This is a genomic window from Mucilaginibacter sp. FW306-07-L (genome assembly GCF_058782065.1).
This window is the reverse complement of record NZ_JBYSXI010000003.1, coordinates 236,008-252,741: the sequence shown is the minus strand read 5'-3', so window position 1 is coordinate 252,741 and position 16,734 is coordinate 236,008. Positions and strand designations below refer to the sequence as shown.

General features: G+C 44.3%; 15 protein-coding genes and 1 tRNA gene. 10 read left to right on the top strand and 6 right to left on the bottom strand.

The genetic code is table 11. From position 1 onward, the window contains the following. Nucleotides 1-302: 302 nt before the first annotated feature. Together AC3WJC_RS16230 and AC3WJC_RS16225 are read right to left on the bottom strand one after the other, a co-directional pair. Nucleotides 303-1,046 (bottom strand): zinc ribbon domain-containing protein, encoded by a 744-nt coding sequence (locus tag AC3WJC_RS16230; RefSeq protein WP_492400163.1) that lies wholly within the window; start codon nucleotides 1,044-1,046, stop codon nucleotides 303-305. Next, the gene (locus tag AC3WJC_RS16225) at nucleotides 1,046-2,143 is read right to left on the bottom strand and encodes a Nif3-like dinuclear metal center hexameric protein (protein WP_492400162.1); all 1,098 of its coding nucleotides are present in this window, start codon (nucleotides 2,141-2,143) and stop codon (nucleotides 1,046-1,048) included. Before AC3WJC_RS16225 ends, AC3WJC_RS16230 begins: the two co-directional genes overlap by 1 nt. 144 nt (nucleotides 2,144-2,287) lie before the next feature. Here AC3WJC_RS16225 and AC3WJC_RS16220 point away from each other — a divergent pair, with 144 nt between their 5' ends. Together AC3WJC_RS16220 and AC3WJC_RS16215 are read left to right on the top strand one after the other, a co-directional pair. Continuing rightward, nucleotides 2,288-2,722: a MarR family winged helix-turn-helix transcriptional regulator gene (locus tag AC3WJC_RS16220; RefSeq protein WP_492400161.1), complete on the top strand. Its 435-nt coding sequence runs from the start codon at nucleotides 2,288-2,290 to the stop codon at nucleotides 2,720-2,722. A 30-nt stretch (nucleotides 2,723-2,752) separates the two neighbouring features. Beyond that, complete coding sequence (locus AC3WJC_RS16215) at nucleotides 2,753-4,018, top strand: MFS transporter (RefSeq protein WP_492400160.1); 1,266 nt, start codon at nucleotides 2,753-2,755, stop codon at nucleotides 4,016-4,018. 103 nt (nucleotides 4,019-4,121) lie between these two features. Here AC3WJC_RS16215 and AC3WJC_RS16210 read toward each other — a convergent pair whose 3' ends face one another. Then, nucleotides 4,122-4,484 carry a TM2 domain-containing protein gene (locus AC3WJC_RS16210; RefSeq protein ID WP_492400159.1) on the bottom strand — a complete coding sequence of 121 codons (363 nt, stop codon included), beginning with the start codon at nucleotides 4,482-4,484 and terminating at the stop codon, nucleotides 4,122-4,124. 244 nt (nucleotides 4,485-4,728) lie between these two features. On the opposite strand from AC3WJC_RS16210, the gene AC3WJC_RS16205 reads away from it, so the two are divergent. Together AC3WJC_RS16205 and AC3WJC_RS16200 are read left to right on the top strand one after the other, a co-directional pair. Then, nucleotides 4,729-5,682 carry a hypothetical protein gene (locus AC3WJC_RS16205; RefSeq protein WP_492400158.1) on the top strand — a complete coding sequence of 318 codons (954 nt, stop codon included), beginning with the start codon at nucleotides 4,729-4,731 and terminating at the stop codon, nucleotides 5,680-5,682. Next, nucleotides 5,679-6,284: a hypothetical protein gene (locus AC3WJC_RS16200; protein WP_492400157.1), complete on the top strand. Its 606-nt coding sequence runs from the start codon at nucleotides 5,679-5,681 to the stop codon at nucleotides 6,282-6,284. Before AC3WJC_RS16205 ends, AC3WJC_RS16200 begins: the two co-directional genes overlap by 4 nt. Nucleotides 6,285-6,362: 78 nt before the next feature. Here the strand turns inward: AC3WJC_RS16200 and AC3WJC_RS16195 are convergent, their stop codons facing one another. After that, entirely contained in the window at nucleotides 6,363-6,731 is a 369-nt protein-coding gene (locus AC3WJC_RS16195; RefSeq protein ID WP_492400156.1) for a DUF1304 domain-containing protein, read from the bottom strand. A gap of 122 nt (nucleotides 6,732-6,853) precedes the next feature. Between AC3WJC_RS16195 and AC3WJC_RS16190 the strand changes: the two genes are divergently transcribed. The 4 genes from AC3WJC_RS16190 to AC3WJC_RS16175 all read left to right on the top strand — a co-directional run bounded on the left by AC3WJC_RS16190 (nucleotide 6,854) and on the right by AC3WJC_RS16175 (nucleotide 10,101). Further along, nucleotides 6,854-6,927 (top strand) — tRNA-Pro (locus tag AC3WJC_RS16190). Nucleotides 6,928-7,031: 104 nt separating this feature from the next. After that, a complete protein-coding gene (locus tag AC3WJC_RS16185; RefSeq protein ID WP_492400155.1) occupies nucleotides 7,032-7,514 on the top strand; it encodes a hypothetical protein in 483 nt (160 codons plus the stop codon). 170 nt (nucleotides 7,515-7,684) lie between these two features. After that, nucleotides 7,685-9,040 (top strand): Gfo/Idh/MocA family protein, encoded by a 1,356-nt coding sequence (locus tag AC3WJC_RS16180; RefSeq protein ID WP_492400154.1) that lies wholly within the window; start codon nucleotides 7,685-7,687, stop codon nucleotides 9,038-9,040. Between the two features lie 20 nt (nucleotides 9,041-9,060). Next, entirely contained in the window at nucleotides 9,061-10,101 is a 1,041-nt protein-coding gene (locus tag AC3WJC_RS16175) for a DUF6807 domain-containing protein (protein ID WP_492400153.1), read from the top strand. Between the two features lie 26 nt (nucleotides 10,102-10,127). On the opposite strand, the gene AC3WJC_RS16170 is transcribed toward AC3WJC_RS16175, so the two are convergent. Both AC3WJC_RS16170 and AC3WJC_RS16165 read right to left on the bottom strand, forming a co-directional pair. Then, on the bottom strand, nucleotides 10,128-11,399 hold the full coding sequence (locus tag AC3WJC_RS16170; RefSeq protein WP_492400152.1) for a DUF1501 domain-containing protein: 1,272 nt from the start codon (nucleotides 11,397-11,399) through the stop codon (nucleotides 10,128-10,130). A 17-nt stretch (nucleotides 11,400-11,416) separates the two neighbouring features. Continuing rightward, nucleotides 11,417-13,315 carry a DUF1800 domain-containing protein gene (locus AC3WJC_RS16165; RefSeq protein ID WP_492400151.1) on the bottom strand — a complete coding sequence of 633 codons (1,899 nt, stop codon included), beginning with the start codon at nucleotides 13,313-13,315 and terminating at the stop codon, nucleotides 11,417-11,419. Nucleotides 13,316-13,467: 152 nt separating this feature from the next. On the opposite strand from AC3WJC_RS16165, the gene AC3WJC_RS16160 reads away from it, so the two are divergent. Together AC3WJC_RS16160 and AC3WJC_RS16155 are read left to right on the top strand one after the other, a co-directional pair. After that, on the top strand, nucleotides 13,468-15,846 hold the full coding sequence (locus AC3WJC_RS16160; RefSeq protein WP_492400150.1) for a TonB-dependent siderophore receptor: 2,379 nt from the start codon (nucleotides 13,468-13,470) through the stop codon (nucleotides 15,844-15,846). Between the two features lie 157 nt (nucleotides 15,847-16,003). Further along, entirely contained in the window at nucleotides 16,004-16,729 is a 726-nt protein-coding gene (locus AC3WJC_RS16155) for a YebC/PmpR family DNA-binding transcriptional regulator (RefSeq protein WP_492400149.1), read from the top strand. The last annotated feature ends 5 nt before the right edge of the window (nucleotides 16,730-16,734 follow it).

Below are 16,734 nucleotides of genomic sequence, written 5' to 3'. Positions count from 1 at the left end.
AAGAGATTGCTTCGTACCTCGCAATGACGTTTACTATAATGTCATTCCGAACGAGGTACGAGGAGGAATCTGTCGCTTTGCTAATGAAGAGGTACAGATTTATCGCTACCGCTCGAGACGTAACTATTTAGTGTCATTCCGAACAAAGTACGAGGAGGAATCTATCGCTCGCTCTGCTAATGAAGATGTACAGATCTCTCACTATCGTTCGAGATGACAAGGCGTTTATGGTGCTACAGTAATCGGCAAAAACAAAAAAAGCGCCTTGTGGGCGCTTTCCAATTTCATATCTAAATTTCAATTTATGCTTCTTCTGATTCTAAAGCCATTTGCTCATCAACCAGGATACGGCCGCAATGCTCGCAAACGATAATTTTTTTGCGCTGACGGATATCAGACTGGCGCTGAGGCGGGATCTGGTTAAAGCAACCTGAGCATGAATCGCGCTGAATGGTTACTACGGCCAATCCGTTTTTAGCGTTTTTACGCAGGCGGTTGTAGGCGGTAAGTAAACGCTCTTCAATATTAGGAGTAGCTTTTTCTGATAGGGCAAGCAGTTCGTTCTCTTCTTTTTCAGTTTCGGCAGTAATGGTACCCAATTCTGCTTTTTTTGCTTCCAAATCAGCTTTGCGTGCTTCCAGATCAGCAAGTGCTTTTTCGTAAACCTGGGTTTTGTTGCTTATTTCAAAACCAAACTCACGAATTTTTTTCTCGCTCACCTGTATATCAAGGCCTTGTATTTCTATTTCTTTAGAGATCGCGTCATACTCACGGTTGTTCTTAACATCGTTAAGTTGCGCTTCGTATTTTTTGATGTTCGCCTGGGCATCCTTGATCAGGTTTTTGCGGTTAACAATCTCGTCTTCCACATCGTCAAGCTCGTATTTAAGCTTTTGAATGCGGGTTTCAAGACCGGCAACATCATCCTCAAGGTCGGCTACCTCTACAGGCAGTTCGCCGCGCACCTGGCGTATTCTATCAATCTTAGTATGTACTGTCTGAAGGTCGTATAAAGCTTTAAGCTTTTGTTCAACGGTTTGTTCCATTAAATAAAATATTTGACGGGGTTCGTATTTATCGTTGTTAAACGGACGGCAAAGGTAGCGAATTTTTTCTGAATAATTTCAAACAATAATTGCTGCGTAAATTGCTCACTTTCAAAATGTCCGATATCGGCTATCACTATTTTGCCATCGGCATCAAAAAACTCATGGTATTTATAATCTGCTGTCACAAAAACATCGGCTCCGGCAGCTATGGCCTGCTTTAATAAAAAGCCCCCGGCACCGCCGCAAACCGCCACCTTTTTAATTTCACGGCCTCGTAGTTCGGTATACTTTATAACGCCGGTTCTCATTCTTTCTTTAAGTAACCGTAAAAAATCAACCTCGCTCAAGGCTACATCCAGCTCGCCTATCATGCCCGAGCCTACCTGGTAGTGCTGGTTGGAGAGTGTGTACAGGTCATATGCTACCTCCTCATACGGGTGGTTTAAAACCAGCGCCATCAGTATCTTGCTTTCCAGGTTGGCCGGGTATATGGTTTCTATACGGAGTTCAGCCTCATGGTGTTGGATGCCGGGCTCGCCCACGTAAGGGTTGGTGTCATCATTTCCCTTGAATGTACCTGTACCCTCGGTGCCAAAGCTGCATTCGCTGTAATTGCCAATGTTACCGGCACCTGCGGCAAACAGGGCGTTCTTTACCCGCTCGGCATCATTAACAGGCACGTAAGCGACGAGCTTTTTAAGCAAGCCGCTTTTTGGGGCAAGGATGCGGGTGTTTTTAAGGCCCAGCATCTCTCCTATTTTAGCGTTTACGCCGCCGGTAATATTATCCAGGTTGGTATGTATAGCATAGATGGCAATATCATGCTTAATGGCTTTTTCAACCACGCGTTCTACGTAAGTTCGGCCGTTAAACTTTTTTAATCCTTTAAACACGATGGGGTGGTGCGATATAATTACCTGGCAACCGGTGCTGATAGCCTCGTCAACCACAGTCTCGGTACAATCCAGCGAGATCAATGCCTGGTGCACTTCTTTATCCGGCCGGCCAACAATGAGGCCTGCATTATCATAATCTTCCTGGTAAGCCAAGGGGGCAAGGCTTTCAAGATAGTTAGTGAGTTCCGCTAATTTCATCCAACTAAATTACTATTAAAAGCTGTTACAGGTACCTGCCGGCATAATTATTTGTATTTGGTTATGAGATGTGCATGACAGATAAAAGTAAAATGAATTGTACCTTTGTAAGGTAAACTTACAAGTTAAGTTTGTTAATACAATATGGATAGCAACACAAGGCAACTGGCATCGCAACTGCGCGAAACCACAACAAGGCTGGTAAAAAAGCTTCGTAAAAAATCAGCAACAGGTGAGGGGCTTTCGCTAACCGAACGCTCAACCATTGCCCTGCTCGATCATCACGGCCAATTGCTGCCCAGTGAGCTGGCCTCAATGGAAAAAATCACCACGCAATCCATGTCGCAAATACTGAACCACCTGTTGGAGCTGGGTTACATCAACCGTGAACCATCGCAAACGGATAAAAGGAAAGTGATTATTTCCCTGACAGACAAAGGGCGCGAAGTGCTTTACCGGGTACGCAACGAGCGTGAGGAATGGCTGCACATTGCTATAACCGACCTTTGCCCGCCAGAAGAACAGGAACTGCTTAACAATGCCCTGAGTTTACTAAAAAAAATTATTGAACACGAATAGATACAAACATACGGAGGGATAGGAAGATAGATGAACATCAGTACATTTAACGCGTTTAAGAGCCACAATTACAGGCTTTTCTTTTTTGGCCAGTCGTTTTCATTGATTGGTACCTGGATGCAAAAAACAGCGGTTAGCTGGGTGGTATACGGCCTAACCCATTCAGAGTTTATGCTGGGCGTAACGATGTTTGCCAGCTTGTTTCCATCTTTCATCCTTTCCTTTTTAGGTGGCGTTGCCGCCGACCGTTACGACAGGTACAAACTGCTGCTGGTTACCCAAATCGCCTCTATGGTGCAGGCCCTGTTGCTTACCCTGCTGGTTTACTTTAAGCAGTACGAAGTTTGGCAAATCATCTCATTAAGCGTAGTACTTGGTATCATCAATGCCTTTGATGTGCCTGCACGGCAATCGCTGGTGTACGAAATGATTGACAATAAAGAGCACCTGCCCAATGCTTTGGCGCTTAATTCATCCATGGTAAACCTGTCGCGCCTGATAGGGCCGGGCATAGCCGGTTTGCTGATTGAAAAGTTGGGCGAGGATGTGTGTTTCGGGTTAAACACGCTGAGCTTTATTGCCGTAATTGGCTCATTGCTGATGATGCGCCTGCCCAAATATGTACCCAAGCCGCATAATAAGGATGTGGTGGCCGACCTGAAAGAAGGCTTTACTTACATTAAAAATACCCCATCCATAGGTTTTATATTGCTGATGCTTTGTTTGATGAGTGTGCTGGTGCTGCCATTCAGTACTTTGATACCGGTTTACGCGCGCGATATTTTTAAAGGCACGGCATCAACCTTTGGCGTTATCGACAGCGTGATCGGACTGGGTGCTTTTGCCGGAGCTATCTTTTTAGCATCGTTAAAACCGGGGAGTAACCTGAAACTAATACTGGCTATTAACACGCTGGTATTGGGCGCGGGCCTGGCCCTGTTCTCGCACGAGGGTAATTACCCCATTGCCCTGGTGTTTGCCATGGTTAGTGGTTTCGGCATGATGTCGCAGGTTACCATCAGCAATACGGTGATCCAGACCACGGTTAGTCCGGATATGCGGGGCCGTGTGATCAGTTTTTATGCCATGGTGCTGTTTGGTTTGCAACCAATAGGCGGCTTGCTGATCGGTACCGTATCGCAATATATCAATGCTAAAAATACCCTGCTTGCCGAGGGTATTGCCGCCCTGCTGATAGGTGGTTTGCACCTGTACTTTTTACGCAGGCAAAAGCACAACAATAACACACAGCAATTGGCACCGCCGGTTAAAATGCAGCAGGCATTAAATACATAGTATTTGGTTTGCTATAAAACAGCAAAGCCGGCAAGCATAATAAGCAGGCCGGCTATTTTTATGATGGCCAAAGCAGCGGTTAAACTGCCCGGCTGTATTATATTTATTGGTACATTTTAGCCATGTGGAAACTTTCGTAAGCCATTTGCTTATTGTACTCGTTGGTGAGGTTTTTATGATTAACAAGGTCAACGATGGTGCCTATAAAGCACAACCCTGCGGTAAAGAAATATAGAAGGCCCATCCCGATCTGTCCCAGTACAAAGCGGTGAACACCGGCAAACCCAACAAAACCTAACAGGCTTAGCAACAATATATCCTGCGCGTTTTTGCGTTTGGTTGAGTAGATGCTGAAGAAGCGGTTCTTCTGCTGTTCGTCAAGCTCGGCAGTGGCTTGTTGTAAAAACATAACCTCTTCGGGCGTAATGCCTGAAAATGCGTAATATGGATCGTTCGGTGAGTACATGGCTTTCAGTTTTGAGTGATTTGATTAATTTGTTGATATAAAGGTACGTTGCAACCCTACATCAGCCAATGTAAAATAGGTTAACAGATTAAGGTAGTCGGTAAGTGTGGTTTTTTTGGCGGTGAAAAGAGGGGGGAGTTAGATACAGGCTTATAATAATAAAATAAAAATCACTAACAAAATATAATAGTTTATAAATATTTCACTAACATTACTTTATAAGACAAACCTAAATTTTTTTATCATGGCTCAAAATAATAAGGACGACATTAGTATAAATCTCAATTGCTACTTAATACGATTTCGAAAAAAGAACATAAGGGAGGTTTATTATAAAGTCAGCGAAGCCTTCTCAAATAAGGCGTTCAAAATTATAATAAGAGATTTTGTAAAGTTTCTTGAAACAAGAACTTATAAAACCGTCAATGGCGACAGAATACTTTATTTGCAACAATCCTTGTCTGCAAAGAGCACTTATTATTCAGGAATTATAAAAAAAGGATATAGTGGACAGGAAACATCTATTGATGAAATTGATGCTAACAAAGCCAAGACTGTTGGAACAATAAATGTTAACCAATACAACTCATCACCTTTTTATTTCTTACTAGCTCAGCCAGATATAAGTTCTAAGTATTTAATTTTTCTTTCCCAGAGTTATAAGCAATATGGTTTTAAAGAATTGTTTGAAGAAGCTTTTAAAGAATTCTTTAAAACAAAAGTGACAGAAGAATATGTTTGTGAATTTAGTACTCTTTCAATAGCAAGCCTATTTGATAAATATGTTAGAGAGGGAGACATAAGAAAAATTCGGTTTAAAAAACATGGATTAAATCAAAACGTCGAAAATCTTTTATCAAGTAAAGAATACAAAGAAGATTTTGACGTTGAGATATCTATTCAAGCAAAAAAAAGAGGATTTATAGGGATAAAAGAAAATATCAGAGCTAAAAGCGGTTCCTTTATTGAAACTGTTAAAATTGAAAATTTCGATTACGATCAAGTATTTGCGGATATATCTTTTGGCGGTCGAAAAAGAGTTTTAAATATTACTCGTCCCGAAGAATTTAGTGCATCATTTGACCTAACAGATTCGTGTGATATTAATCAGCTTACCAAGCATCCAAATTTTACAAAATTAGATTCTGAGGCAATATCTCTATTGAAAGAAGAAATTGTTCCTAACATAGACCAATGAAAATAATTGATAGAATCAATATTGGCTTAATAGTTAAAAAGCATAAAGAAACTTTCTATAATTATAGTGAAGCTAATGTTAGCGGGGTTTACAAGGCTACGATAGCAGACAAAATAGTTTTTGTCTGGTCTCCAATCCTCTTTTCTTTTTTGACTGTACTGTTCGGAATAAATCTCACAAGTGATTATATTAATATCATAATCACGTCTTTATCTATTTTCGTAGGCTTACTATTTAACTTGCTAGTTTTGATATTTGATGTCGCAAAAAAACAAAGAGAGAAAATAGATCAATCTGAACAACAAGAAGAAATTATTCCTCCAAGAGAATTGGCTAAATACCAATTAATAAAAGAACTTTATGCAAACATCTCTTTTTCGATAGCATTATCTATATTTTCGATAATCGCCGCAATGCTTCCAACATTAAAACCAAGTATGATAATTGAGTATTTAAAATGCTTGTGTTATTATTCCACGATCAAATTGGTGTACATAACAGTAACCAATGTCATTGCAATTGCTTTAGTTATAGAATTCATCTTAGTTTTATTGATGATATTGAAAAGATTTTTTTTACTGTTTAGCAGCGAAATGGAATAAATTGATCTTATATTTCTAAATTCTATTCGGAATTTGGCGCAATGTAATATTACGCTGTCAAAAAGCTTGGTGCTGGTTTTATTTACTCAGCCAAACGAACAACATAGCCAGCAATGCCGGCATGGCCTGCATAAAAAATATCTTTTTTGATGCGGTAAGCGCGCCGAAAATTCCTGCAACCGCAACACACCCTAAAAAAAACAAGCGGATATGAATTGCCCATTCCGCGTCGTCAATCAAAAATGACCAGGTTAACCCTGCAACCAGGAAGCCATTGTAAAGGCCTTGATTAGCTGCCAGGCCCTTGGTGGGTTTAAATAATTCCGGGGGCAATGATGTAGAAAACACCCTTTTACCCACAGTTTCCCAGGCAAACATTTCCATCCATAAAATATAACAATGCTCTATTGCTACAAACGCGGTAAACACAATTGATAAAGTAACCATTGTAATTTTTTAATGTTCCGGCTCGACTTATAAGCATTGAATTTAAGCTTTTATTTTGACAGGCCGTCTGAATGTCTCTTTATTTTAAAATTTCATCCCAACCTATATATTTGCACTCCATTCGGGATGTAGCGTAGCCCGGTATCGCGCCAGCATGGGGTGCTGGAGGTCGGAGGTTCGAATCCTCTCATCCCGACGTTTTTTGCAAGAAGCCACTTACAAACAGCAAGTGGCTTTTTTTATGCGAATAGGTTAAACTCTTCATCTTCTTTGCTGTCAATACTGCATAACGTTCAACCTATGACCATAAAGAAACTTTGCCTTTTTCTGCTGCTTTTTATTAGCGGATTGGGTGCCACTAACGCGCAAATCCGTAGTACATCAACCAATGTTAACGTTTTTGGTGATACCATAATTACTTACAGCGATGGGTCTTCCGTTAAAAAATCAACCAATATTTTTGGTGATAAAATTGTAACTTTAAACGAGAGTGATAAAAGCGTAACTGAAATCAAAACAAACGGCTTTGGTAATACCACCAAAAAAATTACTACGCCCGATGGGGAAACCACCCAATCTTATTCTTATTCAAAAGAGGTTAATGTATTTGGAGACAATGTTATTAGATATAGTGATGGAACGTCGGTCAAAACGTCAAAAGATATTTTTGGTGATAAAACTATAACGGTTACCCAAAATGGAAAAACGGTAAAAACTATAAAAGTTTCTACAGATGTTTCAGGTAATGAAATACAAACCGTTACCAAGGCTAATAGTGAATAAACCGAAGCTGCCCAAAATTCCAATTGGTATCAATTCAGCGTAACTAACCTCTCTTGTAATATTTTTATAGCGGTTGTAGCTTTTTTACTAATTTAACTGATATTTGATAATAGCTCCTATCTATCAGGGCTTTTAACCAATATTTAACCTACAATACGCAATCCTAACCTATGGAAAATTCTCGTCGTAACTTTATCAGGCAGGCATCTGTGGCCGGTGCCGGCATTTTACTCAGCAATACGGCATGGTCTGCTAAGAGCTATAAACGCATCATCGGCGCTAATGATCGTATTCGCGTGGGCGTGGTTGGCTTTGCCGACAGGCACCGCAGCTCGCACATCCCGGCTTTCATGAACCACTACAAGGAGCTGAATTTTGAGGTGGTTGCCGTGTCAGACATCTGGAACAAGCGCCGTGATGAAGGTGCCGCCATCTGGAAGCAAAAAATGCAGAATGATGTAAAGGCTTATCGTAATAACGAGGAAATGTATAACGCCAAAGTGGTTGACGCGGTGTTTATCAGCACGGCCGATTTTCAGCATGCCCGCCATACCATTGAGGCCGTAAAAGCCGGATGCGATGCTTATGTAGAAAAGCCCTTTGCCGAAACGATGGAGGATAACCGTGCCGCCCTTAAAGCGGTTAAGGAAACGGGCAAAATAGTGCAAATAGGTTCGCAGCGCCGCAGCGGTACCAATTACCACGCGGCAAACGAGTTTATCCGCTCGGGAAAGTTCGGGCCGATCACCATGGTGGAGCTTACCTGGAACGTAAACCAGCCCGGCAGGTGGCGCCGCCCTGAACTGTTGAGCCAGTTAAAGGAAGCCGACACCGATTGGAAGCGTTTTATCATGAACCGCCCTTATGAGGCATTTGACCCCCGCAAATATCTGGAATATCGCTTGTTCTGGCCATACTCGTCAGGTTTGCCCGGGCAATGGATGAGCCACCAGATTGATACCGTGCACTGGTTTACCGGCTTAAAGCATCCGCGCAGCGTGGTAGCCAACGGTGGTATTTACCAGTGGAAGGATGGCCGCCGCAATTGGGATACGCTGATGGCCGCGTTTGATTATGGGCCGCTGGATGATATGAGCAAAGGCTTTCAGGTAACGTTTGGTTCGCGCATGCACAATGGCGATGAAAACCCGGCCGAAATTTATTACTCAAACGGCGGTGAGCTTAACCTCATCACCAACAAAATATCACCTAAAGGCGGCTTGACCGAAAAAATGGCGGCTGCCATGGGCATGAAGGCGAATTTACTGCCTGATGTGGATTTGAAAAGCAGCGAAAAGGTGGTGGCATCAGCCAATACAGGCGGTGATATATTGACCTCCAACCACATCCGTAACTGGATGGAATGTGTACGCAGCCGTAAGCAGCCAAACGCGCCGGTTGAGGCTGGTTACAGCCACTCCATAGCCAATATCATGACTACCGCGGCGGCCCACACCGGCTCAAGGGCTACTTTTGATGAGGCCAAGCAGGAAGTAATGGCTAATGGCAAAGTATTTAAATTTTAATCTCGATCTATTATAGCAATATGGGAGCATTAAAAACTGCTGGATTGAGCATCTGCGCAATACTGTTATCTGTTACGGTCATGGCCCAAAACCAGCAGGTGAGCGTTGTAAAAGCGGCTACAGGCAATAAGGTTGATATTAAAATTAATGGCAAGCCCTTCACCAGCTTTCTGTATCCCGATTCACTCGAAAAGCCGGTCCTCTACCCTTTGCATACCGCCGACGGACTGGTAGTTACCCGTAGTTTTCCGCTGGATAAGCGCAAGGGCGACCCGAACGATCACCCGCATCATATCGGGTTATGGTTCAATTTTGAGAATTTGAACGGGCTCGATTTCTGGAATAACAGCTACGCTATACCGGCTGCCCGTAAAAAGCAATACGGTTGGATCCGTACCGATAAGATCATCGAAATGCAAAGCGGTAAAACCGGTGTACTGGTTTATCATGCTAACTGGACTAATCAGGCGAAGGACGTGATTGTTGAGGAGACCACTAAATTTGAATTTAGTGGCACGGCCGATCAACGTATAATTGACCGTACCACCACGTTAAAGGCGGTACAGGATGCCACGTTTAAGGATGCCAAAGATGGCTTACTTGGCCTGCGCCTGGCACACGAATTACAGATACCTACCACAGAAGATCAAAAATTTACCGATGATAAAGGCATCGAAACGGTTGTAAAAGGCGGCACAGATAAAATAGCCAACGGCAACTACCTCACCAGCGAAGGAAAAACGGGCGATGCCGCCTGGAGTACCCGAGGAGTGTGGTGCAAGGTATTTGGTAAGATCGGTGCCGACTCGGTGAGTGTGTGCATCATCGATCACCCTAAAAACGTGAATTATCCTACCTTTTGGCACGCCCGTGGCTACGGTTTATTCTCGGCCAATCCGCTTGGCGAAAAGGTATTTACCAACGGCAAGTCAGAGAAAAACCTCATGCTGAAAAAAGGCGAATCTGTAACGTTTAAGTATCGTGTGGTTATTAGCAATGGCAACAAAACACTGAGCCCGGCACAGCTTAATACATTAGCAGCGGGTTTTGCGAAGAAGTAAAATTTTTTAAGGGTGATGAAAGGCAATTAAGCATTCATCACCCCAATGCGGCTGCCTTTCCAATCCGGGAATAATATTTTGTCATTCTTTAACAGCAGATGCTTATCAGCTACTTCGCTGAATACGCTGCGGAAATCGGTAGTAACGGCAAGGTCACGGCCATCTTCCAGGTTTTCAACCGCGAGGGTATCCAACTTGCCATGTACTTTGCCGCCTGCTACATCGTTGCCTAAAATAAAGTTGCATGATGCACGGCCATGATCGGTGCCACCGGTGCCATTTTCGTGTACGGTACGGCCAAACTCGGTCATGCTCATCACCACTACATCATCCTGCAAGGCAGCCAGATCATGCCAAAAGGCCATAATGCTTTCGCTCAGATCGGTTACATTCCGGGCGAAAATACCGTTGGCTGTACCCTGGTTAAAATGGGTATCCCAGCCGTTTGATTCGGCAAAAGCTATTTCCAGTCCCACATTCATCTTGATAAGCTGCGCGATTTGCTTTAGCGAATTACCTAATGCTGAATTAGGATAAGTCACCCCATTGGCCGGTTTATAATTCTTCACATCGGTTTTTTGCAGCATTTTAACAGCCTCAAAACTTTCGCGCCCGGTTTGCTGCAACAAGCCCGATGCGGTTTGATCGTACAGATCCTCAAAGCTTTTGGCTGCCAGGTTAGCACCTGCCGGTTTGCCGCGCATCTGTATCGCAAAATCCTGCAGGCTGCTGATGGCTAAGGCCGGGTTATCACCATAAAATGAACGGGGCATTGCCGAGGTAAGGCTCACCGCAGTAAACGGCGTAGCGGCATCATGCCCTAATAGACCCGCGGCACGGTTAAGCCAGCCGCTTGATGTGCTTTTACTAAATGGCGTGCCCGATTCCATATAGTCCTGCGCGTCAAAATGCGAGCGGGTGGTGTTAGGCGAACCGATGCCATGCACTATGGCCAGTTGCTTATCCTTAAAGGATTGTTCAAAGGCTTTCATGGCCGGGTGCAGGCCAAAGTGCCCGTCCAGGTCGATCAGCGCGCCGTTGCCATTGGTTTTGGCTGCCGACATAAACAGGTTGGGCCTCGCTTTTTGCAGGTATGTATCGGTAAACGGCGTAACAGCCATCAGGCCATCCATCGCGCCCCGCTGAAAAATGCAGACCAGTATTTTTTTATTTTTATACAGGGGCGATCGCTTTTCACTGGCCGCAGCTTCGGCAATAAATGCCGGTATGCCGCCCATCAGGCCAACACCAAAAAGCGACAGGCCGCCCGCTTTTAAAAATCCTCTGCGTGTTAACATCGTTTATCCTCCATCAATTATCGCCGCTGGTACTCGGGCGAACCAATTATAATGCCCGCAACTTGGGCCAGCATGGCGCTGTTGCCATTAGCCTGGATTGCGGCGCGGGTTTGTTTTTTTGTATCGCGTTTTATGGTACTATCGGCACCGGTAAGCGCGTCAGTAGCTTTAGGGGCTACTTTAGCCGAAGCGTTGTTTACCTTCTCAACCAGTTCAGGGTCGTTTAATAGTGGGGTAAGGCGCTTAATGGTGGCTGCCGGGTCGCGTTCGGGCATAATCAGGTTGCAATAAGCGGCAAGTGCTGCCTTGGTACTTTCGGGCTCATGGTTATTGTTTAAAGCTTTTAAATTAACCTTTACACCCGGTATGCGGCCTGACGTTAATGCCAGCCCGAAATTCATGCGACTAAGCAGTGAGCCGGTGTTGATCCAGAACTGCCCCTTATCCGGAAAGCCAGTAGGTGCCTGGTAGTAGTACATTTTTTCACCCATTTTATTTATCCAGTTATATAGCTGGTAGGGTTGTGTTATGGTAGCATTCAATCCGCGCACCGCGCCTGTAGCCAGTTCAAACGGTGATTTTGTTTTTTCTCTCACCGCATCCTTCGCCCAAAATTCGGGCGCGTTCACCATAGTAATCAGCACCTCTTTTATGTTTCCGTTAGATGACTGAAAGGTTTTGGCCATTTTATCGATCAACGTTTGCGGCGGGTTATCGCTCACAAAGCGTACCGCCAGCTTGCGCGAAATAAATTTTGCAGTAGATGGATGATGCGCCAGCATATCCAGCAGTTCAACACCCTCAGCATATCCGCCTGCTTTGAATTGCTTGCCTAACACTGTTTTGGTACCGCCATCGTGCCGGTTGGCGGCAAATAAAAAATCACCATCGTGTACATAGCCACGTTTTTGCAATTGCTCCGGGCTTAAATTGGTAACACCGTTTTTAGCCTGATCGGCATATTGCCCCAGAGGGTAGATAGTCCAGCCGGTAAGCACGCGCGCGGCTTCGGTAACATCGTGCTGGGTATAGCCGCCATCAACACCCAGTGTATGCAGTTCCATTACCTCACGGGCATAGTTCTCGTTCAGGCCGCGGGTATTTTTCTTTTTTGGGGGAGCCGTCATCATGGTACTATCACCGCTCATACGTTTCGGGCGTGTGTTGGTTATGCCCCCGGCTTTTTCGCCCACACTGCTAAAGTTATCCAGGTAGTACAGCATGGCCGGCGCTTTGGCTGTCGCCAGTAATAGATTGCCGAACTTGCCTAAAGCGTTTGGCCTGATCGCATCCCGCTCGTAAGCGGGAATAAACTGGGCGCAATTGCCTTTATTAATAGATACGTTAAAATGATTGAACCAAAACGAGGTCATTACCTCCTGCAACTGGTTGTTACTGTAGGCCGCCCGTAAAATCTTTTGGTTGATGAACGCTCTGAAAAGCTCCTTTTCGGGTTTCAGGCCGTTCTTTTTCATGTACTCGTCAATAGCTGCCTGGTATTTTTTGCGGTCGGTTTTTACGGAGTCCTTGTTAACCGCGCCGTCTTTAACGGCCATACGTAACAATTGCCCGTTTTTGGGATATTGCTTAACCACTTCGGCATTGCTTAATTCCAGAGTATTGTAAGCTTTAAGCATTTGGTTTAGCGAGTCGTCAGGCAGCGAGGCGTTAAGTTGGTCGGCAAACCATTTTTCAAGCCCCTCATCGGCAACGCGATTAATCTGGCCTGGGGTAGCGCCATAAGTAAACCGGCTTAATAAATGCGCCGCGGCCTGCTGTTTGGTGAGGCCCGCTTTGGCATAGGGGAATTTAATATCAGCATAAGGGCCAACCTCTTTTATAAAAAAGGCAGATAGGAGTATTAAAATAAACGAAAGCAATACTCCTGTCGACAGGTATTTCACCGATTTTTTCATAGGCTATGATACGATAACGTTTATGACTGTCTGATTATCATATGGTTTAATATAAATTATTAGTATCTATTTAGATTATTTCTAAATAACTCTTGACGTTGTTATGATATTTCCTTTTCTTTGCGGCTGATTTAGACTAATTACAAATAATAATGAAAAAACTTTTTACTCTTTTTACAATATTGCTTGCCGTTGCGTCGGCCTATGCCCAGCAGCAGTTTGGCAGTGTAAGCGGCACGGTAACTACCAGAGACGGGAGCCCGGCAGTTTACGTATCCGTCGGCATTAAAGACCACAGCAATGGTAACATGACCAATGATAAAGGCCAGTTTCGCATAGGCCGTTTACGTGCGGGTACTTATACGTTGGTGGTATCGGCCATTAACTTGGGCAGGCAGGAAAAAGAAATTGTTATTAAAGCGGGAGAGAACACGACCGAAAACTTTGTGCTTGATATAAACAACGCGCAATTACAAGAGGTAGAGATCAAAGAGAAAAATAATAAGATCAAGATTGATAACCCTTCACAATCTTTGCGTTTAAATGAGCCAGTGCTTGAAGCCGCTCAGAATATCCAGATCGTATCAAACACCGCTATCCGCGATCAGCAGATCATCAGCATGAGTGATGGCTTGATCCGTAACGTGAGTGGTGCCGTACGCCTGGAACACTGGGGCGATCTGTATACCAATATCACCATGCGTGGTTCACAAATCCAGGCTTTCCGTAATGGTTTTAACGTGGTGAACTCCTACTGGGGCCCACTTACCGAGGATATGAGCTTTGTTGACCATATCGAGTTTGTTAAAGGCCCGGCTGGTTTCATGGTATCAAACGGCGACCCTGCCGGTTTGTATAACGTGGTAACTAAAAAGCCTACCGGCCAAACCAAGGGCGAGTTTAGCCTGACCAGCGGGAGCTTCGGCCTTTACCGTGCAACGCTTGACCTGGATGGTAAATTGAGCAAGGATGGCAAGTTTTTATATCGTTTAAATCTTGCGGGCCAAAAAAGAGGCTCACACCGCCCGTATGAAGATAATAACCGTATAGTTATCGCGCCGGTAGTATCATATCAGTTTGATGATAAAACTAAATTGACCGCTGAATATACATACCAAAATGCCCGCATGACCAACGTAGGTTCATATTATGTATTCGGATCTGAGTATGCCAAATACCCGGTGGATTTTACCCAATACCAGCCAGGCTTGCCACTTACCAATATTAACGATCACAGTTTATTCCTGAAATTGGATCATAAACTTAGTGATAACTGGACCTTCGCGGCCGAAGCATCGTACTTTAACTATACTCAAAATGGTGCCTCAATGTGGCCCGACTCTATAAAAGGAGATAAAATTTATCGTTATGTAGGCCTTTGGGATGCTAAAAGCGAAATGACCATGGCCCGCGGTACATTAACCGGCGATATAACTACCGGTGCTGTACGTCACCGTATTTTGGGCGGTATTGATGTAGGTACTAAAACTTATTTTGCCGATTGGGGTCAATCACATTCGCTTGATACATTAAGCGCTCCCTTTGATAACCTGAACCCTAACTATGGCCCGCCATCAAACGGTTTCCCTGTTTGGGATCGTACACAAAACCTGGAAGCCCGCGCGGTTAAGGCAGGCGGTACACAAACCCAGGAATATGCCGGCTTTTACGCGCAGGACGAATTAGGCTTTTTAGATAACATGATCCGTTTAACGATAGCCGGCCGTTACACTTATGTTAAACAGAGTTATGGCGGGGCTTTCGTAGATGCGAAAAAGGTAACTCCACGCTTGGGTTTAAGCGTATCAGTTGATAAGCAAACTTCAGTGTATGGTTTGTATGACCAGGCATTTGTACCACAAGCCGGTGCAAGGCTTATTAACGGGGGTACGGTAAAACCAATAACCGGCAGCAATATAGAGTTTGGTATCAAGCGTGATTGGTTTGGCGGACAGTGGAATACCACCTTCGCTATCTATCAGATCACTAAAAACAACGAAGCTACGCCAACTTCAAACAGCACTCCGGGTAATCCAATCAGTATGTTGTTAGGGCAGCGCCGTGCTAAAGGTATTGAGTTTGATTTGAGAGGCGAAATAGTATCCGGCTTAACCCTTACGGCCAACTATGCGTTAACAGATTCAAAAGTAACAAGCGTTGGCGATGCTACAGATGGATCTGTAAAAGTTGGCGATATTGTACCGGGCTATTCAAAACATACCATTAACGGTTGGTTAAATTACAAATTGCAAAGCGGCCCGTTAAAAGGTTCAGGTGTATCTGCCGGGTTTACCGGTTTGCTTGACCGCGCTACCGATATCTGGAGCCCGTCAACCGTGCGCCTGCCTGATTACTTTAAAATTGATGCCGGCCTGTTTTGGGAAGGAAGCAAAATGCGTATCAGCGGTAACGTGTTTAACGTGGCTAACAAATACCTGTACAGTGGCTCGTACTACAGTTGGCTAAATGCCTACTACTGGCAAACAGAGGCACCGCGTAATTACCGCCTCTCTGTTTCATACCGTTTTTAATTTGATTTGATTTTTTAGCAAAACCCCGGCACAACGCCCGGGGTTTTGTTGTTTATATATGTGGCCTGGTAGTGCAAAGCGGTGAATACAAACCCACATAAATAATTATATTTGCACGCAAAAAACTCCTGTATAACAGCAGGCTTTTATATATACCATGGGAAGAGCATTTGAATTCCGTAAAGAAAGAAAATTTAAGCGCTGGGCCAAAATGGCGGTGCAGTTTACCCGCCTGGGCAAAGAGATAGTAATGGCCGTTAAGTCTGGCGGGCCAAACGTTGAAACTAACTCGCGCCTGCGTACCGCGGTACAAAATGCCAAAGCGGTTAATATGCCTAAGGATAGGGTGGAGGCCGCCATTAAACGCGCCTCAAGCCGTGATGAAAAAGATTATGATGAGTTGGTATATGAAGGTTATGCCCCGCACGGTATTGCCATACTGGTTGAAACCGCTACCGATAACACTAACCGTACCGTTGCTAACGTACGCAGCTACTTTACCAAATTTGGCGGCACCTTGGGTAAAACCGGTTCCCTGGATTTTGTGTTCAACCGTAAATCGGTATTTACGTTTGAGCCCGGCGACCGCGACCTGGAAGAACTGGAATTTGAATTGATAGATGCCGGTTTGGAAGATCTTTTTGTGGAAGCTGACGAAGAGGGTAAAGACATTGCCGTAATACATACCGCTTTTGAAGATTTTGGCAAGATGCAAAAGGCTCTTGAGGAACTGGGCATCGAAGTGAAATCGGCCAAGTTAGAGCGTATACCGGTTACCACTGTTGATGTAACCGAAGAGCAGGCCGTTGAAGCCCTTAAAATAGTAGATAAGCTGGAAGAGGACGACGACGTACAAGCTGTTTACCATAACATAGCAGGCTAAGCCCG